19 protein-coding genes, 1 tRNA gene and 2 pseudogenes are annotated in these 19543 nt (G+C 43.2%); 14 read left to right on the plus strand and 8 right to left on the minus strand.

Annotated elements, in window-relative coordinates; all coding sequences use genetic code 11:
* The 3 genes from pyrH to Q0541_RS02255 all read left to right on the plus strand — a co-directional run bounded on the left by pyrH (position 1) and on the right by Q0541_RS02255 (position 2522).
* Entirely contained in the window at positions 1 to 729 is a 729-nt protein-coding gene (pyrH, locus tag Q0541_RS02245; protein WP_298904930.1) for a UMP kinase, read from the plus strand.
* Positions 716 to 1264, plus strand: a complete 549-nt coding sequence (gene frr / locus Q0541_RS02250) for a ribosome recycling factor (RefSeq protein ID WP_298904933.1) — start codon at positions 716 to 718, stop codon at positions 1262 to 1264. The genes pyrH and frr overlap by 14 nt, the downstream gene beginning before the upstream one ends.
* Positions 1265 to 1400: 136 nt before the next feature.
* Positions 1401 to 2522 carry a geranylgeranyl reductase family protein gene (locus Q0541_RS02255; protein WP_298904936.1) on the plus strand — a complete coding sequence of 374 codons (1122 nt, stop codon included), beginning with the start codon at positions 1401 to 1403 and terminating at the stop codon, positions 2520 to 2522.
* Between the two features lie 79 nt (positions 2523 to 2601).
* On the opposite strand, the gene Q0541_RS02260 is transcribed toward Q0541_RS02255, so the two are convergent.
* From Q0541_RS02260 to Q0541_RS02270, 3 genes are all read right to left on the minus strand, one after another.
* Positions 2602 to 3222, minus strand: a complete 621-nt coding sequence (locus tag Q0541_RS02260) for a hypothetical protein (protein ID WP_298904939.1) — start codon at positions 3220 to 3222, stop codon at positions 2602 to 2604.
* A 119-nt stretch (positions 3223 to 3341) separates the two neighbouring features.
* Positions 3342 to 4211 (minus strand): type II CAAX endopeptidase family protein, encoded by an 870-nt coding sequence (locus Q0541_RS02265; RefSeq protein WP_298904942.1) that lies wholly within the window; start codon positions 4209 to 4211, stop codon positions 3342 to 3344.
* A gap of 185 nt (positions 4212 to 4396) precedes the next feature.
* Positions 4397 to 4834: an AbrB family transcriptional regulator gene (locus tag Q0541_RS02270; protein ID WP_273766880.1), complete on the minus strand. Its 438-nt coding sequence runs from the start codon at positions 4832 to 4834 to the stop codon at positions 4397 to 4399.
* A gap of 1471 nt (positions 4835 to 6305) precedes the next feature.
* Here Q0541_RS02270 and Q0541_RS02275 point away from each other — a divergent pair.
* Positions 6306 to 7310 carry a succinate dehydrogenase/fumarate reductase iron-sulfur subunit gene (locus tag Q0541_RS02275; protein ID WP_298904948.1) on the plus strand — a complete coding sequence of 335 codons (1005 nt, stop codon included), beginning with the start codon at positions 6306 to 6308 and terminating at the stop codon, positions 7308 to 7310.
* 73 nt (positions 7311 to 7383) lie between these two features.
* Here Q0541_RS02275 and Q0541_RS02280 read toward each other — a convergent pair whose 3' ends face one another.
* The 4 genes from Q0541_RS02280 to Q0541_RS02295 all read right to left on the minus strand — a co-directional run bounded on the left by Q0541_RS02280 (position 7384) and on the right by Q0541_RS02295 (position 9866).
* On the minus strand, positions 7384 to 7908 hold the full coding sequence (locus tag Q0541_RS02280; protein ID WP_298904951.1) for a Tol biopolymer transporter periplasmic protein: 525 nt from the start codon (positions 7906 to 7908) through the stop codon (positions 7384 to 7386).
* A gap of 73 nt (positions 7909 to 7981) precedes the next feature.
* Positions 7982 to 8542, minus strand: coding sequence for a hypothetical protein (locus Q0541_RS02285; RefSeq protein WP_273766882.1), 561 nt, complete (start codon positions 8540 to 8542; stop codon positions 7982 to 7984).
* Positions 8543 to 8589: 47 nt separating this feature from the next.
* Complete coding sequence (locus tag Q0541_RS02290; protein WP_298904957.1) at positions 8590 to 9498, minus strand: Ycf66 family protein; 909 nt, start codon at positions 9496 to 9498, stop codon at positions 8590 to 8592.
* Positions 9499 to 9746: 248 nt separating this feature from the next.
* On the minus strand, positions 9747 to 9866 hold the full coding sequence (locus tag Q0541_RS02295; RefSeq protein WP_273766886.1) for a photosystem II reaction center X protein: 120 nt from the start codon (positions 9864 to 9866) through the stop codon (positions 9747 to 9749).
* Positions 9867 to 10170: 304 nt separating this feature from the next.
* On the opposite strand from Q0541_RS02295, the gene Q0541_RS02300 reads away from it, so the two are divergent.
* Positions 10171 to 10464: a YggT family protein gene (locus Q0541_RS02300; RefSeq protein WP_298904962.1), complete on the plus strand. Its 294-nt coding sequence runs from the start codon at positions 10171 to 10173 to the stop codon at positions 10462 to 10464.
* 288 nt (positions 10465 to 10752) lie between these two features.
* Here the strand turns inward: Q0541_RS02300 and accC are convergent, their stop codons facing one another.
* Positions 10753 to 12096: an acetyl-CoA carboxylase biotin carboxylase subunit gene (gene accC, locus Q0541_RS02305; protein WP_298904965.1), complete on the minus strand. Its 1344-nt coding sequence runs from the start codon at positions 12094 to 12096 to the stop codon at positions 10753 to 10755.
* Between the two features lie 373 nt (positions 12097 to 12469).
* Here accC and Q0541_RS02310 point away from each other — a divergent pair.
* From Q0541_RS02310 to ccsB, 9 genes and pseudogenes are all read left to right on the plus strand, one after another.
* Positions 12470 to 12552 (plus strand) — tRNA-Leu (locus Q0541_RS02310).
* A 127-nt stretch (positions 12553 to 12679) separates the two neighbouring features.
* The gene (locus Q0541_RS02315) at positions 12680 to 13303 is read left to right on the plus strand and encodes a chorismate lyase (protein WP_298904968.1); all 624 of its coding nucleotides are present in this window, start codon (positions 12680 to 12682) and stop codon (positions 13301 to 13303) included.
* A 163-nt stretch (positions 13304 to 13466) separates the two neighbouring features.
* The gene (locus Q0541_RS02320; protein ID WP_298904971.1) at positions 13467 to 13616 is read left to right on the plus strand and encodes a hypothetical protein; all 150 of its coding nucleotides are present in this window, start codon (positions 13467 to 13469) and stop codon (positions 13614 to 13616) included.
* A 78-nt stretch (positions 13617 to 13694) separates the two neighbouring features.
* Positions 13695 to 14270: pseudogene (locus tag Q0541_RS02325) on the plus strand (Uma2 family endonuclease).
* Positions 14271 to 14301: 31 nt separating this feature from the next.
* Complete coding sequence (locus tag Q0541_RS02330) at positions 14302 to 14865, plus strand: Uma2 family endonuclease (protein WP_298904974.1); 564 nt, start codon at positions 14302 to 14304, stop codon at positions 14863 to 14865.
* A 238-nt stretch (positions 14866 to 15103) separates the two neighbouring features.
* Positions 15104 to 15202: pseudogene (locus Q0541_RS02335) on the plus strand (Uma2 family endonuclease); the annotation flags it as partial.
* Positions 15203 to 15233: 31 nt separating this feature from the next.
* On the plus strand, positions 15234 to 15797 hold the full coding sequence (locus Q0541_RS02340) for a Uma2 family endonuclease (RefSeq protein ID WP_298904977.1): 564 nt from the start codon (positions 15234 to 15236) through the stop codon (positions 15795 to 15797).
* A 464-nt stretch (positions 15798 to 16261) separates the two neighbouring features.
* Complete coding sequence (locus tag Q0541_RS02345; RefSeq protein ID WP_298904980.1) at positions 16262 to 18049, plus strand: DUF3352 domain-containing protein; 1788 nt, start codon at positions 16262 to 16264, stop codon at positions 18047 to 18049.
* Positions 18050 to 18318: 269 nt separating this feature from the next.
* The gene (gene ccsB / locus Q0541_RS02350) at positions 18319 to 19386 is read left to right on the plus strand and encodes a c-type cytochrome biogenesis protein CcsB (protein ID WP_298904983.1); all 1068 of its coding nucleotides are present in this window, start codon (positions 18319 to 18321) and stop codon (positions 19384 to 19386) included.
* Positions 19387 to 19543: the final 157 nt, after the last annotated feature.

Here is a 19543-nt window from a genome sequence, read left to right on the forward strand (position 1 = left end):
ATGGGAACGAATTACCGACGGGTTTTACTCAAACTGAGCGGTGAAGCCTTAATGGGCAACATGGGCTATGGCATTGATCCAGAAGTGGTCAAAGGAATAGCACAAGAGGTAGCAGAGGTGATAGCCACTGGCACTCAAATGGCCATCGTTGTTGGCGGTGGCAATATTTTTCGTGGCGTCAAAGCGGCGTCGGCGGGGATGGACAGGGCAACTGCTGACTACATAGGGATGATTGCCACGGTAATGAACGCCATGACGCTGCAAGATTCGCTGGAACGTATAGGGGTACAGACGCGGGTGCAAACTGCGATCGCTATGCAAGAATTAGCAGAACCGTATATCCGTCGTCGTGCCATCCGCCATCTTGAAAAAGGACGGGTGGTAATTTTTGGTGCTGGTTCTGGAAACCCCTTCTTTACTACAGACACCACTGCGGCATTAAGAGCCGCAGAAATTGATGCGGAAGTGATTTTTAAAGCTACCAAAGTAGACGGAGTATATGACGCTGATCCTCATATTTATCCTGACGCCAAGCGTTACAATAGCCTAACGTACGCACACGTTTTAGCCAAAGATTTGCGGGTGATGGATAGTACTGCGATCGCCTTGTGTAAAGAAAATAATATTCCAATTCTGGTATTTGACCTAACGGTGCGAGGAAACATCCACCGAGCAGTCTTGGGAGAATCCATCGGCACCCTTGTGGGAGGTTCTTGTGAAATTAGCTGAAGCTGAGAGTACGATGCAAAAAACCGTTGAGTCAACTCAACGAGCTTTTAACACGATTCGCACTGGTCGCGCCAATGCGAGTCTATTAGATAAGGTATCGGTGGACTATTACGGTTCGCCTACGCCCTTGAAATCACTGGCAAACATTAGTACACCAGATGCTACGACGATTTTAATTCAACCCTATGATCGCAAAAGTTTAAATATAGTCGAAAAAGCGATTTCCCTCTCAGATGTGGGTTTAACCCCCAGCAATGACGGTTCCGTGATTCGGCTGAATATTCCGCCCTTGACAAGCGATCGCCGTAAAGAATTCGTCAAAATGGCATCTAAGTATGCTGAAGAGGGTCGTGTTGCTATTCGCAACATCCGTCGCGATGCTATAGACGCCATTCGCAAACAGGAAAAAAATACTGAAATTTCTGAAGATGAAGCACGGGATCAGCAAGATAAATTGCAAAAATTGACAAACAAGTACACTGCCAGAATAGACGAATTGCTTGCAGAAAAAGAAAAAGACATTACGACTGTTTAAACTCTAAAGTCTGAAGCATAAAGGCTGAAGGATGATGGATAAATTCTTCAGCCTTTATCATTTCTTAGATATCTAACAAAAATTGATCAAGTATCTCAATAGAAAATCACTAATTCCGGAGCAAAAATTCAGCCATATGTACGACTGCATCATCGTCGGTGCTGGCCCAGCTGGTGGAACAGCTGCATATCATTTAGCCAAGCAAGGTCGCTCAGTATTAGTGTTAGAAAAAGAATCCCTGCCAAGATATAAACCTTGTGGCGGTGGTGTATCTCCAGCGATCGCTCAATGGTTTGACTTTGATTTTAGCCCAGCGATTTCTGTGAAAGCCGACTCCCTTCGCTTTACTTGGAAATTGGGCGACCCCGTAGAAGCAAAAATCGCCACCAAAGAACCAGTCTGGATGGTGCGACGAGATATTTTTGACCATTTCCTAGTGCAACAAGCACAGAAGCATGGGGCTGAACTACGAGATAATACTGAAGTAACGGGTATTGAATTTCAAAGTGACCATTGGCAAGTTAACACAGCCAATGGGCCAGTTATAGGTCGCTACTTAATCGCGGCTGATGGTGTCAAAGGGCCAATGGCAAAATGGCTAGGCTTCAAAGAACGTAAACGTCGTTTAGCAGGAGCTTTGGAAGCAGAAGTTGCCGCAACTGTGAAGGACAAATCCACAATTCACTTCGAGTTTGGCTTGGTAAAAAACGGCTACATTTGGAACTTCCCAAAAGCTGATGGTTATTCCATTGGTGTCGGTACATTCATCGGCGGCGAACCTCAAGACTTTAAGAAGATTTTAGATGAGTACGCGCGATCATTTAATCTAGATATCAAAACTAGCAAGCAGTATGGTTATCCCCTTTGCTTGTGGGATGGCAACCAAAAGTTGCATACTCAAAATGCAGTTTTGGCTGGGGAAGCTGCTTGTGTAGTTGATCCAATGACAGCAGAAGGCATTCGCCCTTCAATTTTTAGCGGTTTGATTGCAGCAGGAGCCATTAATGAGGCTCTTTCTGGTGATACCAATGCTTTAGAAAAATATAGTGAAACCATTAATGAAGAATGGGGTACTGAGATGGCTTGGGCGCAAAAATTAGCTGGAGCATTCTATCGCTTTCCTAGCATTGGCTACAAAGTTGGTGTTAAGCGCCCCTCCGGTGCCAAAATCATGGGTAAGATTCTATGTGGAGAACTGCGCTATGGCGACGTTGCCGGTCGTGCGCTCAAGCGTTTAATTCCTGGTTTTGGGGGTTAGGGATTGGATAACGAATCTCTAGCGGGCATCCTGCCCGCCCTATTTTTAGTTTATTTATGCCTATCTACTTACCATTTCTCTAAACTAGGGTTTTAGACAAGGAACTCTCAAAGGTCTGCAATATAATTCCCAGAATCTTATCGACTGCATTAACATAGTATTCAATTGAGTCAATGCAAACAGTATTCTGTTCTAAAGTTAAAAATTTCCAAGCAGTTCCACTTGTCACTGCTCCATAGATGACTGGAATTTCATTACCTGCTCTTTGATTGAATATTTGAGCAGCAATCATTGTGGCTACACATTGCCCCAATCCAGCGATGATATTTTCATTTTTGGCCTCTATAACAGTGACTACTGGAGCACTGATAAAATACTGTTCACCAGATGCACTGAGGATAAAGTCACAAAAACCTGAGAGTCCTTGAGCAAGATCAACATTGAATTCTGTACCTGAAAATAAGCTGATCCGATAATTTAACTGTCGCCTTACTTCAGACAGAATAGGAGCGATTAAAAACTCAGAACGGGCTTTTTCGCTATTGATTGCAGTCGCTAAAGTTAGGTTTTCATCCAGCAACCGTTTTAGCAAGTCAGATGGCTGGACACCCGCTACAGTTAGAAATAGATTACGTGTCTCTTCTAGAGTTAAGCCAAACGCATTTCTTACTTTAGCGAGATTAAAATCACTGTATGCCATAGACTTCTGCTCCAGTTCTATCTTAATTGTGCATAGCTTCCCCATCTTTGCAAGAATTATTTAAAAGCCAAGCTTCCGTTAGCAGGCTCGCCTCTCAAATATTGCACCTTAACGCGAAATTAAAAATACTTAGAGAAAAACCAGATAATCACTCCAGTTCCCAATACACAAATAATTCCCGCCAAGCCAGCTAGGGGTTTTTTATTCTTACCTGTAAACCAGTCCGAGACTTTACCTGTGTAAGTAATTAGTTCTGCTGTGTCTAGGGTAGCGATCGCCCATACCCATCCCGCGTGCAGTCCCCAAGCTAAACCCAAATTGCCGTTCGCAGCAAAACGTGCCAACACCAGCACCATTCCCATCAGCCACAATCCAGGGAGTTGGGGTGCAGTTTCGCGTTGCTCCCAAACCAGATGTAGCAAGGCAAAAATCAAGCTAGAAATTGCTGCTGCTACCCAAATTGGGTAATCCTGCGCTAATTCAGTGAACAGGAAACCGCGAAAAACTAACTCTTCTATTCCACCCACTAATAACGCTATCAAGAAAATCTGTAGCAAGATGGGTAGTAGTAACTTGAAATTCGTCTTTTCAAAAGAACACCAACCTAACCCCAATTGCCCACTAAATACAATAGCTAGGCTCGCCACTCCCAAACCGAAACCTAGCGCTAAAGAACCAAGAGTTGAAAGATTCCCAACAAAGCCGTAATCCGAAAACGATTTATTCGTCAGCCAACTAACTCCCCACAGAATCAGGGGAGCTAATAGGTAGAGTGACGCCAATAACGGCATCTTTTGTTCTGGCTGCAAAGGTTTGGGAGGTTGCCAATTGAGCAATATTGCTGATATTGTTGCGATTGGCAACCAGCAAACTATCCAAAAAATAAAAAATGCCATCACTACAACTAGTGCTGGTGCATTTTCCATAAACGCCAGTAAGGCGTTGACCGAAGGCTCAAAGAAAGTTATCAAAATAAACAAAAAAAACACGATAGACTTCTTGCACTATAAATTTCTTGCTGATTAATCAAGACTTTACTAAATTTGGTGACTTCTGCAAGGGGTCTAATCGTATTTTTTACCTGGGGCAAAATTTTTTAAATAGAGCTACTAGTGTGCTGTCAGGGTAAGGACAAGTTATCATCACCTGAAACTTATCCCTACCATCAGCAAATTTACTCTTCGTCTTCCAAATCTTCGTCTGATTCGTCAGAATCTACATCTTGTGAGGTTAGTTTTTTATCAGTTTCACCGAGTTGAATCAAGTGAATATGCTTGTATCCCAGCCTAATTTCAAACTCATCTCCAGGCTTTAAGCCCATTGCTTTGGTATATGTAGCACCAATCACAATCTGACCATTTTGATGGACGCTAACCCGATAGGTCGGTTCACGACCACGACCATCTTTAGGTGCTTCTGGACTTAGAGGAATTCCTCTAGCTGATAGCAAAGCGTCATAAAAATCGGTGAGATTGACACGAACCTGGTTATTCTTAGTAACAGTGTAATAGCCGCACTGTTTAGCTCTTTCTCGGCGTGGTAAAGTGGAAAGTTCTTTTACTTTAGCAAGTAGTGCTTTTCCAGTTAATGGTGCGGTTGCAGTTTCAGTCATTATGCTCAAATTTTCCTTACTCTCTCCAAACTGATAAACGATGTAGTCTTATGCCAGCATTTAGCTTTTTAGCATTTGCATAGAGCTACTGAAGACCCTAATTTAACGGGTGAATTCCTGCCGATAGGAGCCAAAAGCACTTCTATTATGGTTGTCTACAACCAACTAGAGGCCATAGTTGCCACAGACATTAATTTTGGTGATATTACGGCACTTTTAACCATTATTCGCCATCAGAAAGAAAACTATTTTCTCCTTTGGCGCTACTGTAGCGGTGTAACTTTCAGCCACCTTTACAAATTGTGTTGGTTCTACTGCAAATAAGTCGTAGACCCAATAAATTGCAGGTTTTTCACTTTCAGTGCTTGCCTTTCTTGCCAATGAGCAAGTAGAGTTTTCTCTACTCGTCCTCTCAAGCTTTGGATAGCATAGTATTTCAATAGAGTCCTACGGGCTTATGCCCTTTTGTCCTGCCAGTAGAGACGCGAATTCTCTTGTCTCTACATTACGAATCAACAAAGCAGTAGTAGCCGCGCTGATACGGCTCTTGATTCTGGTTTGTTCACTTCGTAATTTTATATTAAATACTAGCATGGACTAATAATAGCAAAATAGTTGTTTAATTTTGAATTAAAGTTGCTAGTAAATTTTTATTTAAATTTCTGGACTTCAAGAAGAAAAAAGCAGTGACGATTTTCCCAACCCTTTATTGCAAGCGTGAGTATTGGTCTATGGCTTTTATAAAAATTTATATAATTGAGACGAGCTGTTTTGACCAATGAGTTCAATCCAAGATTTTCTTGATTGAGAGGAAGCCAAAAAGCGAAAAGTCTCGCGTGTCCGGGTTTCTCGGTGCAAAAACTTTTATTTAAAAGTGGTGAGGATTTTTCCTCGGTTTATTATCCTAAGGTCAAAAGTGGTCAGACGATTTTGTACGTCTGTCTATGGGAAGAATAAATTTCTTAACATCTGCCTAGCGCTTGATTGCCACTACTATATATTGAACATGTGGTTTCACACTTCTATATAATCAAAAAAGTTCCGCCTTCGTTACCGCTTGACCGAATTTTCCAGCTAGGACTGCTTGACTCAAGTTGACATCAAGACGTGTTGTTAACCTAACATGCATTTAATTTGCATATTATCACCAGGTCAGAGATGAACGTAAGTCCCTCTCTCAGCAAACACTCTTTCCTTTACATTCTCAAACAGGTAAATTCAATGCAAAGCTACAATTACATTTTTGGCGTTTTATCTCAGAATTTGACACAAATATTGCTTACATCGGTGCTACAAGTTAAATTTTAATGGTTATCCTTAAACTAGAATCACTCGCTTTTTTGTCGTCGGCCAATTAACACCAGGGTTTTAATTAAGGGCAAAAAGAGGATAGCTCACTTTTTGCAACTACCTGCGTTGACTGATGATTGTTGAGGCTGGGAAAGCAATTTTAAAATTTTGGTTAGTGATTATGGAAGTTATTTTTAAGGTCATTCGACAGCAACAAAATTCCTCCCCTGTTGTGCAAACCTACCTTGTAGAGGCAGAACCAGGTAATACAATCCTAGATTGCCTGAATCATATTAAGTGGGAGCAAGATGGAACGTTGGCGTTTCGCAAAAATTGCCGCAATACCATTTGTGGTAGCTGTGCTATGCGAATTAATGGGCGTTCGGCTTTAGCTTGTAAGGAAAATGTTGGTAGTGAACTTGCCAGATTACAACAAATACCATCATCCCAAAGTAAAGTAAATGCCATTGGCGAAATCACGATCGCCCCTCTCGGCAATATGCCTGTGATTAAAGATTTAGTTGTAGATATGAGCAGTTTCTGGAATAATTTAGAGGCAGTTGCTCCTTATGTAAGTACAGCAGCCCGACAAGTTCCAGAAAGAGAGTTTTTGCAAACACCCCAAGAGCGATCGCGCCTTGATCAAACTGGCAACTGTATTATGTGTGGTGCTTGTTACTCGGAATGCAACGCCCGTGAAGTTGATCCAAACTTTGTTGGTCCCCATGCCCTTGCCAAAGCTTACCGGATGGTAGCAGACTCTCGCGATAGTGACACCCAAAATCGTTTAGCAAGCTACAACGACGGTACTAAAGGCGTATGGGGTTGCACCCGTTGTTTGTACTGCGATTCAGTTTGTCCAATGGAAGTTGCACCATTAGAACAAATCACCAAAATTAAACAAGAGATTCTCACCCAGAAACAAGTCAGCGACAGTCGCTCACTTCGTCACCGAAAAGTATTGGTAGATTTAGTTAAAGAAGGTGGTTGGATTGATGAACGTCAATTTGGTTTACAAGTTGTCGGTAACTATTTTCGGGATTTAAAAGGATTACTCAGTCTTGCACCGCTCGGTTTGCGGATGATCATCCGCGGTAAGTTTCCCCTATCATTTGAACCTTCAGAAGGGACGCAACAAGTGCGATCGCTTATTGAATCTGTGCAACAAGTAGAAAACAAAAGTTAGAAGTGAGGAGAGACGCGATTAATCGCGTCTGTACAGGAGTTAGGAATTTTAACTCATAACTCATAATTCTAGTTCAACGTGGTTCTTGAGGGATATTCAACGGTTGTCCATAACGGTCATATACTAAAACATCCCACTGCCCGTTGTTACTAGATTCAAAAGCAATCCTACTACCATCAGCACTAATTGTAGGGTTACGGACTTCCGCTTGCAGATTATTAGTCAAATTCCGTGATTGGCGTGTTTCCCGGTCGTAGAGAAAAATAGCCGATCGTCCCTGACGACTAGCACCAAACACAATATAACGACCATCTTGTGAAACGCTAGGATGAGTTGCGATCGCATCAAAGGAGTTTAAACCTGGCAAATCAACCAAATCACGAGTCACCGTATCAAACATATAAACATCTTGGCTACCGCGTCGGTCAGTAATAAAAACAATGTATCTCCCAGAGATTTGGGGATTTAATTCCGACGCTAAACTATTAAGACTGCGGCCCCCCGGATCAAAGGGATAACTCAAAATGCGAGGGTAGCCAAAACACCCAGTCAATAAACTTAAACAAATAAATACAGGTATAAAAAAAACACGTTTCATATAATTAGTCAATAGTCTCACAACTCCTAACTCATAACCGGAGGCGGAGCGTCTCCGGCTTTGCTCCTAACTCTTAGGGAGGTGAACCTACAGTTGCACCATTAGGAATATCTAACTCAATATTTGGTCCCCGGTCTAGGACTTCAATATCCCACTGACCACGGCTGGCGGTTTCAAAAACAACATAACGTCCATCTGGGCTGATATTTGGTTTTCTGACCCAGCCGCGATAGATTGGCGTGACGATTTGCGACTGTTGCGTAGCGCGATCGTAAAGCGCCACCACTGGTCTACCTTGGTCACTAGTAAGATAAGCAATGTAACGCCCGGTGTAGCTCAAACTAGGACTTTCAGCAATTGTTTCCTGTCGGTTTATGCCCGGTGTGCCAATAAACAGTTGCCTCTCCAAATCGTAGACTAGTAGCTGCTGATTACCATTCCGATTAGATACAAACGCTAAAAAGCGCCCATTTCCACTCAAAGCAGGCTGCTCCTCGGTGTAGCGACTATTGAGGGAAGTAGGCCCTATGGGAATATCGTTAGAACCACAAGATACAAGCAAACTTGTTAAACTAAAAACCAGGCTCCAATGAATAGGTCTTTGGAGCCAAAATATAGGCGTAAATTTTTTCACCTCAACTGTTTTCCGTCGCCTCTAAAATTACCTCCACACCAACTGTTTTAAACATCGTCATCAAAATCGGTCGAATTATCTAGTCCCTCATTTGGCTTTTCAACCGGGTTGTATGGTACATAATCAGTTGGGATCGCCTCATCATCTTCGCGCCCTCTTCGAGGAGTCGAGTCAGTGGGTGGACGACGCCTTCTTGGTCTGGGAGCGACATCATCTTCACGACTTTCTGGACGCCCAGACCCGTTATTATTACGCCGAGAAGGTTTTCTGACTTCCCCTCCTGAACTTTCCCAATCATCAACTTGCCTAGATGAAGAACCCCAATTCTCTTCTTCAGAGCTTTCAGAAGGGCGATTCACAGTCCGCCCAGAAGTCCGCCGCCGCGTTTTATCAACTGGAGCCTGTCTTTCACTACTGCTGTTACGGCGTTCTGAACGACGGGGGGGTTGCTCCTCGTAGTCATCACGAGTTGAAATCTCATCCCTGCTACCCCGAATCCGGGGACGCACAGGGCGCTCCTCTTCTTCATAAGGTAATGGATCTAAGTCTGCATCCATCTCAGCTTGATACTTTCTGCGATCATTGTACGAATAGCGATCGCTAACCGGTCGGTCTTCATCCACAATCGGAGTGTTGCGCTTTGCTTGCTGGGTAGCTATACTTCGCAGGCGGATACTTTCAACTGCAAAAAATACAGTTGTGCCAACTAAAAGCAATTGACCAAATTGTAGAATCGGGTCTAGCCGCCATCCTTGAAACACGAGAATGAAGCCGCAGAGCAAGCCGACTGCTGCAAAAAAGATATCTTGATCCCGTGACAATTCTGGACGCACAGTGCGGAGAAAATACAGTGCTGCCCCAGCCACAGCCAGGAAAATTCCTAGAATACTGGCTGAGTTTGCCCCAAAATTTACCTGAGCCAGAAAACTGGCTGAGTTCAGCCCAAAATTTATCATTGCTGTTTTCCCAATATCAAATCTATGTTAGCGAGTCACAATTAAAATCACTACTCTAATTAGTCACGATATATTAAAGCTTCAAAGCCTCTGGCAAAGAAGCTCTGAAGCCGTTCACCGAAAAATAAAAACACCTACTTCTGTCAGCTACAACTGCTCCTAGCGGTAAACACTACTGTTTTTGGTGCAATTAATCTAGATAGTTGACAGACAATCGATTATGAGAGTCAATTCAACTCTCATAAGCATTATGAACGCTGAATTTTATCTTTTTGGCTAATGAAAACCAGACCAACTATAACGGGTATCACAACAATTGCAGTACCCCATAGCAGACTCCAAAGAAAATTTGCTAAAGAAGGCGTCATACTTCTCAACCTTTTTTTACACACTTCATCCTAATTTTAATAGTGTATTACTTTCTTGAGAAGCCTCTAACTCGGAACTGTTAAACTTGGTAACTGCTTTCACCAGTTGTTGAGTTAACCGCGTGAGCGAGTTCGCTTTTCTATTTCCGAAGGAAGTGACAGCATTTGGTTAAAATGATCATGAGAGTGCTTTACAAAGCTTAAAATTTTGTGGCGATGTCTACGACGGGCTACGCCTACGCGAACCTGAAGGGCTTGCCATTGCCTAAGTTTTTTCTTTCTTTACAGATAGTAGCTTAAACCAATGACTGGTGTTGACCTGACTGCTTGGATTCTTGGCCCTGTGTTAGGGTTGATGACATTTTTATTTATATTTCGGATCATTCTCAGTTGGTATCCGCAAGTGGATCTGAATCGTTTGCCCTTTAATTTAATAGCTTGGCCTACTGAACCATTTTTAGTGCCCTTGCGAAAGCTAGTCCAACCTATAGGCGGGGTGGATATTACACCTATTATTTGGATTGGTATCTTCAGCCTGCTGCGAGAAATCCTGCTAGGTCAGCAAGGATTGCTGACTATGCTATCTCGTGTTAATTAGGAATGGGGCATGGGGCAGAAGAATTTTAGATTTTGGATTTTGGATTTTGGATTGAACATCTAAAATCTAAAAGACGCTTGATAGCGCAGCGTAAAGCCTTCTCTACCAGAGGCTGCGCCCTATACCCTATGCGGTAGGCTTTACGGCATGGCAACTCTTATAGACGCTCTTGCGTTCGCTTAGAGCAACTGTACGTAGCGTCTGACTCGCTAACGCAAATCCAAAATTGAGGAGGCATAGGGCATAGGGCATTGGTTATTTTCCCCCTGCTTCCCACTCTCCACTCCCTTAACCGTTCATTTCTTGCACAAAATTTGTATAGACATTACCCTGCAAAAACTGTGGAGTTTCCATAATTTTTTGATGAAACCCGATGGTGGTGGGTAGTCCAGTGATGGCACATTCCCGGAGTGCGCGTTTCATGCGGTTAATAGCAGTGGGTCGATCTGGGGCCCAAACAATTAACTTGCCGATCAAGGAATCGTAGTAAGGTGGGATTTGATAATCTGTATAAACGTGCGAATCAATCCGAACACCAGGCCCTCCAGGGGGAAGATAGCCACTAATCCGTCCAGGAGAAGGACGAAAGTCGTGATCGGGGTCTTCAGCGTTGATCCGGCATTCGATCGCATGACCCCGCAAAACTACTTGCTCTTGGGTAAGCTTGAGTCTTTCCCCTTGAGCAATCCGAATTTGTTCGGCAACCAAGTCTATTCCAGTAATCATCTCTGTTACAGGATGTTCTACTTGAATCCGGGTGTTCATTTCCATAAAGTAGAATTTACCGAATCTATCCAAGAGAAACTCGATAGTACCCGCCCCACTGTAGTTAATGAATTGGGCAGCTTTGACAGCAGCTTGTCCCATTTTCTCGCGCAGATCTTGGTCGAGAGCCGGACTTGGTGCTTCTTCTAGTAGCTTTTGATTCCGGCGCTGAATAGAGCAATCCCGTTCGCCCAAGTGGATAACATTACCATAATTATCCGCCAAAATTTGAAATTCGATGTGGCGGGGACGTTCAATAAATTTTTCTATGTAAACGCCAGAATTCCCAAAAGCTGCTCCTGCTTCCCCTTGGGCCGCCAGGAAAAGTTTGACAAATTCATCTTCAGAACGAACTAGGCGCATACCCCGTCCGCCGCCACCCGCTGTGGCTTTGATCATCACTGGATAGCCGATATCCTTGGCGAATTTTAATCCTTGTTCCTCAGATTCTACTAACCCCTCAGTACCTGGTACTGTCGGAACTCCAGCTTTTTGCATGGTTTCTTTGGCAGTGGATTTATCCCCCATCAGCTTGATAGCTTCTGGAGTTGGGCCGATAAAAGCAATATGATGGTCAGCACAGATTTCCGCAAACCGGGCATTTTCTGCTAAAAAGCCATAACCTGGATGAATGGCTGTCGCATTGCGCGTCAGTGCGGCAGCAATAATATTGGGAATATTCAAATAACTTTTACTGCTAGCAGGTTCGCCAATGCAAACCGCTTCATCAGCAAGTTGGACGTGAAGAGCATTCCGGTCAACGGTGGAGTGAACCGCAACTGTCGCAATCCCCATTTCTTCACAGGCGCGGAGAATGCGAAGGGCGATTTCTCCCCGATTGGCAATTAATATTTTGTCAAACTTCATTTTTTAGTTTCGATATCATTACCAGTAGATTGACATTTTCTCTGATCCAACTTGAAACGACGCTTTCGCATTATTTCAAATTATCACAGGAGATTCGCCACCCTGATTCTAAGCAAACTTTCATATTGCAAGCTTGCTGCCTCTATGGGTCTTAATTACTGTAAGTCTTGGCTAGCTTGGCAAAATGGGCTTTTGCCATCGCACCGCACCTCCTACAGTAGCTCTACCCTTTTTAATATCACTTGTGCAGAGGCTAGATTTCTGTCAGTCTGATACCGCCTTGAGGAAATTTATATTTTTGAGAAATATAACTTTAGATATCACCTTACTATAATTAGTTTCTTATGCTATAGTGTATATTTAGACAAGCCGTGCGGATGTGGCGGAATTGGTATACGCGCACGCTTGAGGTGCGTGTGGGCAATGCCCTTGCGAGTTCGAGTCTCGCCATCCGCATATTTTATTTATTAGTCAAGGGTCAATAGTCAAGGCTCAAAACACCTTAGATTGTTGACCCTTAAATCTGGGTAGAGCTAAGGTTTTTTATGCTTTTATAGAGATAGGTGAAGTTTTGTAAAAAGCATTGAGTATTACTTTTACGCCCACAAACAACTTAAGACTGCCAGCAGCTTGGCATCGCCTCACTCCGATTTGGCAAGGAGGGGAGGAAATAATTCAACAAAGTTTACCTCATACTCAGCTAGCACCTGCTTGGCAACTAATGCTTTTGGGTGACGGCTCTCCAACACGTCACCTAGAATTGCTCACAGGTGAGCCTGTAGAAGTAGATGTGATTGATATGTCATTGATTGGCATGGACTTGGATGGTGCGCCTGAATTAATCCAAACTGTCCCAGGGCCACGACTACGGCGACAAGTGTGGCTGCGTACTGCTTCTGGTCAACGATTAGCCTACGCCACTTCGTGGTGGGAAGCCAGTCATGTAGATGAATATTTGCAAAACCGTTCATTACCAATTTGGGCTAGTTTGGCTCGTCTTCGCACAGAGTTGTATCGGGATGTTCGAGGAATTTACTACGGCGACTCATCGGCGCTAGAGTCTGGTTTTGATGTAACTGGGCCTTTTTGGGGTCGCCACTACTTGTTTTGGCATCATGGCCAGCCACTGACTTTAATTTATGAAGTTTTTTCGCCTTATTTAACCAAATATTTGGGAGCTATGCAATTACATTCAAAAAATCAGTAAAAAGCCTGAAGAGTATATTGCTTTTGAGTTTTGATTGCTATTTAGATAACTCAGGACTTACGCAAAAATCGCCGAAAAGCTTAATTTCTCGTAGACACGTAGTGGCTTGCCGCAGGCTACCGCCAAGACGAGAAGCAACTGTCAGCGGTATCGTGAAAGACCTATGAGTAATTTACTCACACAAGCGATACCTACGGCTACCCGTACCACTTCTCCTTCTCCTGACGGAGAGGCTGCGCCAACGGAGACGCTAGCGCGAACGTGGAAGCAAGCTAGGCGTAGCAGCGACTACAGGAGAAACGGGAACGCCTAAAAGTAGAAACAGGAAATCCCAGATGAAGTATTTGAGATCGGTAAAAATCTCAAATAGAGTCATCCCCCAAAACCAACCATGATTCAACTCAAAACCCAACTTCCCCTCGAAGAATTTCTCGCACTTCCCGAAGGAGACATCATTTCCGAACTCATTGATGGAGAAGCTGTTCCCAAATTCAAAAACGATGTAATGTTACCAAAATTTTTTCATCGTTCTATAACAGGTGCATTATTTATACTATTGTCTGCATAGGCGCAAGGAAAGGGACGAGTTGTAATTGAATGGGCAATTAAGCTAACACGAAATCAACAAGACTGGCTTCCTGTACCAGATTTGACATATATTTCTTATAATCGTCTTTCTGCTGATTGGTTGCAAGATGAGGCTTGTCCTGTTGCACCCGAATTAGTCATTGAAATTATCTCCCCAGATCAAACTTTTGGAGAAATGACAGAAAAAGCAACTGATTATCTAAAAGCTAAAGTTCAACGAGTTTGGATTATTGATACTAGAGCAAAAACTATTACTATTTTTTATCCTGATATTCTCCCTCAAACTAAACGCGGTACTGATAGGTTAGAAGATTCCTTATTTGAAGGGCTAGAAATTACGCCTCAAAAAATTTTCCAACAAGCAAGAATTTCCGACTGATGTTAGCAACAAAGGCACGAGGAAAGGTTTAATGAATACTGTTGTGCTAAATCTAGAACCGATTGCTCATTTAACCGATGAGCAATTTTATCAATTGTGTATTGCCAATCGTGATTTAAGCCTGGAAATGAATGCAGCCGGAGAATTAATCATTATGCCACCAGTTGGAGGAGAAAGCGGAAATCAAGAAGCTGGACTGATCGCTGATTTAGAAATTTGGAATCGTCAAGCTAAATTAGGGAAAGTTTTTAGTTCTTCAACTATCTTTATACTTCCCAACGGTGCAAAACGTTCCCCTGATGCTGCTTGGATAAAATTGGAGCGCTGGGAAGCTTTAACACCAGAAGAACGAAAAAAATTTCCGCCACTTGTACCCGACTTTGTGATTGAACTGCGTTCGGAGACAGATCGGCTTGCACCGATTCAAGAGAAAATGCAGGAATACATCAAAAATGGTCTGCGTTTGGGTTGGCTAATTAATCCTCAAGATGCAAAAGTGGAAATTTACCGACTTTTGAAGGCTGTAGAAGTTCTGCAAATGCCAGCGATTCTTTCTGGAGAAGATATATTACCTGGATTTGAGTTGCAAGTATAGGTAGGCAATAAGCTTTCAGTCCATAGCTTTGCTTGCCGCATTCTCCCAAAAAATACTGCACTTATGATGTGGCGCGTAGGCGCAACCCGCCGCAGGCATCGCTACCGAGCAAAACCAAGTAGCTGAAATCATACAATTAAATTATCAAAGGAACGTTGAATTATTGTTGCAGCGATCGCCTCTGGTAGTAGTGCCGTTAAATTAATGAGTTTTCGGTGATGATTTGCCGTTATTAGGCGAAACCAAACGTGGTACTGATAGTTTAGAAGATTCCTTATTTGAAGGGTTGCAAATTACGCCTCAAAAAATTTTCCAACAAGCAAGAATTTCCGACTGATGTTAGCAACAAAGGCACGAGGAAAGGTTTAATGAATACTGTTGTGCTAAATCTAGAACCGATTGCTCATTTAACCGATGAGCAATTTTATCAATTGTGTATTGCCAATCGTGATTTAAGCCTGGAAATGAATGCAGCCGGAGAATTAATCATTATGCCACCAGTTGGAGGAGAAAGCGGAAATCAAGAAGCTGGACTGATCGCTGATTTAGAAATTTGGAATCGTCAAGCTAAATTAGGGAAAGTTTTTAGTTCTTCAACTATCTTTATACTTCCCAACGGTGCAAAACGTTCCCCTGATGCTGCTTGGATAAAATTGGAGCGCTGGGAAGCTTTAACACCAGAAGAACGAAAAAAATTTCCGCCACTTGTACCCGACTTTGTGATTGAACTGCGTTCGGAGACAGATCGGCTTGCACCGATTCAAGAGAAAATGCAGGAATACATCAAAAATGGTCTGCGTTTGGGTTGGCTGATTAATCCTCAAGATGCAAGAGTGGAAATTTACCGCCTTTTGAAGGCTGTAGAAGTTCTGCAAATGCCAGCGATTATTTCTGGAGAAGATATATTACCTGGATTTGAGTTGCAAGTATAGGTAGTCGATAAGCTTTCAGGGCATAGCTCTGCTTACCATATTTTCCATCTTAAAGATGCGATCGCTGATTAAAAATTGTAGCCAAAGTACTTCATATTCCTTTCTCTGGAACGAACAGAAGCTTTGCCAACCAAGAGTAATGTCAGCTAATCATGACTTGCAGCTTTGTCCAGTTAGTTATATTCTCAAATTGCTTGGACTAACAGACTTACTTGCGGAAACTTTCCGACTGAGGAATTAATCTTAGGGAAACGTCCTACGAAATTCAACAAAGCGTGTTAAAAATGGTAACTGAGCCAAAAACACAGCTTTTGAAAGACTCGGGAAGTTTTATTACGGAAATATCATCTATGTCTAGGATGGAGAAATTTATGCAGTTAACTGCCCTAGATAACGAGAAAGTTTTTGGTTAACTTAACCAATCAAACAAGTAATGAGTTTGCAAGTATAAGGTATAGGTTTCAATGGCACCGCCTCTTGTGTCTGTTCCGATGAAGAAAAATAAGAAACCGTCTCTGGTGCTGACGCTCTCGGCTGCTGGGCTATTGATTGGTGTAGGGAGTATAGCATACTGGTTGTTAAGCCAGAGACAACCACTTTCTGGCGAGCTAGTAGGTGCAAATATTATTCCTGGTGATGCCCTGTTTGCGGTTTCTCTGACAACAGCTCCCCAGCAGTGGCAGAAATTGCGGCAGTTTGGGACAAAAGAAACCCAAGCAGAACTGGATAAAAATTTAGTACAATTGCGCGATCGCTTTCTGACTAATAATGGTTACGACTTCCAGAAAGATGTCGCTCCTTGGGTAGGCGATGACGTCACAATCGCATTTCTTGCCCCAGACACAGCGAGTAAACCTGCACCCAAACCAGTTGCTACCACCGATGAAGATACTGCTAACGATCAGCAGTCGATGGTAATGGTATTGCCAGTGAAAAATCCAGAAATCGCTAAAAACATTTTGGCACGACCGAAAACCCTTAAACAAGGCAAATGGATTGACCGTACTTATCAAGGAATCGCCATCAAACAAAGTGAGGGACAAGCAGGGGAGAACTTCTCAGCGGCATTACTAGATGGGCGTTTTTTAGTCATAACTGATAGTCCCAAAGCCACAGAACGAGCAATTGACGCCTACAAAAATAAAACATCCCTAACCACAACAGGGGGCTTTGCTGAGAATTTTCCGAAAATTGCCAATTACCAACCCTTTGCCCAGTTTTACGTAAATGTGCCAACAGCAGCCAAAATAGCCGCAGCTTCTCCAAACCGCCCTTTACCTGCTCAAGTTTTGGCTCAACTGCAAAATAACCAAGGTTTAGCGGGGACAATGACCTTAGAGCCAGAAGGAATTCGCTTAAAGGGCGTTTCTTGGCTAAACCCTAATAGTCAAAGGGTGCTGGCGGTGGAAAACAAAGCTGGGAAAATGCAAAGCCGTGTCCCAGCGGAAACCTTAATGATGCTCTCTGGCGGTAACTTACAGCGGTTGTGGGGAGATTATGTTTTAACATCTCAGGGAAATCCCCTCTCGCCGATCGCACCAGAACAGATCAGAAGTGGGATAAAATCTCTTACCAATCTCGATTTAGATAAGGATTTGCTCGATTGGATGAAAGGCGAATTTTCCTTATCAGTGATTCCTACTACTCCAAAACAAGGTTCACCAGATGATTTTCGTGCGGGTTTAGTGTTCATGGTACAGGCAAGCGATGCCGACGGTGGGCAAAGCCTACGCCAATCAGCTGAAGCATCCATAAAACAGCTCGATGAAGTGATGAGAAATCAATACCAGTTCCAAGTCCAACCGGCAAAAGTCGCAGGTCAACCCGTTGTTAACTGGGTTTCACCTTATGGTACGTTAACTGCCACCCACGGCTGGTTAGATGGAAATGTCGCCTTTTTAGTAGTGGGCGCTCCAATCACTGATAAAATTGTTCCCCAACCCAACAACACACTAGCTAGTACTCTTCCCTTCCAACAAACAGTTCCTACAGAACCAAATCCGACAAATGGTCAATTTTTCTTGGATGTGGAACGAACTGTGAAAAATTTCCCTTTACCAACTTTAATTCCCAATCAAGAAACTTTGCTAGATGCAACGCGCTCAATTGGGATGACATCTGCTGTCAGCGACAGTCGCAGTAACCGTTACGACTTTTTTATCGCACTCAAAAAAGTTACCAACATGACTACATTGCCTAGTCCAGAAAAAAGTAAGAGCAGTTCTGCTACACCATCTACAATTTCTCCATAACAGCAATTGGAAAAGTTATGAGTTGTACCAATTCTCAAAAATCTTGCTATACATCAATCTTCGCGTCTGGTGTGTCTTTACCTCAGAGCGATATCATCTGTAGTAACCTTAAAATGAAATGGTATTAAAAATAATTAATTCATAACAGACGCGATTAATCGCGTCTGTACTCCTAACTCATAACTTTTCCCTGTTTCATGACCCTGTAAGCATATAGGATCAGAACAGTCAGAATCCATATTTAAAATCATCCACGGAGAGAACACTTTATGAATCTAGTTGTACTCCAGAACTGGCTGGACAATGCCTCCTTTGCCATATTATTCCTGACAATGCTGGTGTATTGGGGAGGAGCGGCTTTTCCGAATCTGCCTTATCTAGCCGCTTTGGGGACAGCTGGGATGGCGATCGCTAATTTGTGCATGGCTACTCTACTAGGGGCACGATGGATAGAAGCTGGTTACTTTCCCTTAAGTAATTTGTATGAATCTCTGTTTTTCTTAACTTGGGGAATTACCACAGTCCATCTAATTGCCGAAAGTAGTAGCCGTAGCCGCTTAGTAGGAGTTGTTACAGCTCCTGTGGCAATGGCGATCGCTGCTTTTGCTACTATGACATTACCATCCCAGATGCAAGCGTCAGAACCTCTAGTACCTGCCTTGAAATCAAATTGGTTGATGATGCATGTCAGCGTCATGATGTTGAGTTATTCTGCTTTGATGGTGGGCGCGTTATTAGCGATCGCTTTTTTAGTAGTCACTCGCGGTCAAAACATCCAACTACAAGGTAGTTCAGTAGGTAATGGTGGCTATCGCAGCAACGGCTACCGCTTGCACAAAGCAGCTGAACTAATTTCTCAACCACTAGCCCCTTCTGCCGAAAATAACGGCTTTGCTCGTTTTGAAACTAGTAGCAACGGCAACGGCAACGGTAATGCTAACACCGCTGTTTTGAATTTAGTATCTACCTCTGAGCCTCAAACTGTAGCATCTGCCGAACCTCTTTCACCCCAGCGCCTTAGCCTTGCCGAAACCCTCGACAACATCAGCTATCGCATCATTGGACTAGGATTTCCCTTGCTGACAATTGGGATCATTGCCGGTGGCGTTTGGGCTAACGAAGCTTGGGGTTCTTACTGGAGTTGGGACCCTAAAGAAACTTGGGCATTAATCACCTGGTTAGTGTTCGCCGCCTACCTCCACGCCCGAATCACTCGCGGTTGGCAAGGGCGCAGTCCCGCAATTTTAGCCTCGACGGGCTTTGTTGTTGTTTGGGTTTGCTATCTCGGTGTGAATCTGTTAGGTAAAGGTTTACATTCTTACGGTTGGTTCTTTTAGTAACCGTTTAAATAAAACTACCTCATCCACGCTACCGCGCACCCTCCCTTTGGTACTACCGTGTATACACAAGTCGAATTACCCCCCTTAATCCCCCCGATATATTAGACTTGTCGGGAAATAAGAGAGAATAGACAGCAGTCGTAGGGAAGGATCA

The organism is uncultured Nostoc sp., assembly GCF_937863485.1.
GTDB lineage: Bacteria > Cyanobacteriota > Cyanobacteriia > Cyanobacteriales > Nostocaceae > Nostoc.

What these genes read in the sequence shown, in the direction of transcription:
- Q0541_RS02260 (WP_298904939.1), bottom strand. Translation starts at nt 3,222, where the DNA reads ATGGCATACAGTGATTTTAATCTCGCTAAAGTAAGAAATGCGTTTGGC.
- accC (WP_298904965.1), bottom strand. Translation starts at nt 12,096, where the DNA reads ATGAAGTTTGACAAAATATTAATTGCCAATCGGGGAGAAATCGCCCTT.
- Q0541_RS02340 (WP_298904977.1), top strand. Translation starts at nt 15,234, where the DNA reads ATGAATACTGTTGTGCTAAATCTAGAACCGATTGCTCATTTAACCGAT.
- Q0541_RS02320 (WP_298904971.1), top strand. Translation starts at nt 13,467, where the DNA reads ATGAGTAATTTACTCACACAAGCGATACCTACGGCTACCCGTACCACT.
- pyrH (WP_298904930.1), top strand. Translation starts at nt 1, where the DNA reads ATGGGAACGAATTACCGACGGGTTTTACTCAAACTGAGCGGTGAAGCC.
- Q0541_RS02290 (WP_298904957.1), bottom strand. Translation starts at nt 9,498, where the DNA reads ATGATAAATTTTGGGCTGAACTCAGCCAGTTTTCTGGCTCAGGTAAAT.
- Q0541_RS02300 (WP_298904962.1), top strand. Translation starts at nt 10,171, where the DNA reads ATGACTGGTGTTGACCTGACTGCTTGGATTCTTGGCCCTGTGTTAGGG.
- ccsB (WP_298904983.1), top strand. Translation starts at nt 18,319, where the DNA reads ATGAATCTAGTTGTACTCCAGAACTGGCTGGACAATGCCTCCTTTGCC.
- Q0541_RS02280 (WP_298904951.1), bottom strand. Translation starts at nt 7,908, where the DNA reads ATGAAACGTGTTTTTTTTATACCTGTATTTATTTGTTTAAGTTTATTG.
- Q0541_RS02345 (WP_298904980.1), top strand. Translation starts at nt 16,262, where the DNA reads ATGGCACCGCCTCTTGTGTCTGTTCCGATGAAGAAAAATAAGAAACCG.
- Q0541_RS02270 (WP_273766880.1), bottom strand. Translation starts at nt 4,834, where the DNA reads ATGACTGAAACTGCAACCGCACCATTAACTGGAAAAGCACTACTTGCT.
- Q0541_RS02295 (WP_273766886.1), bottom strand. Translation starts at nt 9,866, where the DNA reads ATGACGCCTTCTTTAGCAAATTTTCTTTGGAGTCTGCTATGGGGTACT.
- Q0541_RS02255 (WP_298904936.1), top strand. Translation starts at nt 1,401, where the DNA reads ATGTACGACTGCATCATCGTCGGTGCTGGCCCAGCTGGTGGAACAGCT.
- Q0541_RS02275 (WP_298904948.1), top strand. Translation starts at nt 6,306, where the DNA reads ATGGAAGTTATTTTTAAGGTCATTCGACAGCAACAAAATTCCTCCCCT.
- Q0541_RS02330 (WP_298904974.1), top strand. Translation starts at nt 14,302, where the DNA reads ATGAATACTGTTGTGCTAAATCTAGAACCGATTGCTCATTTAACCGAT.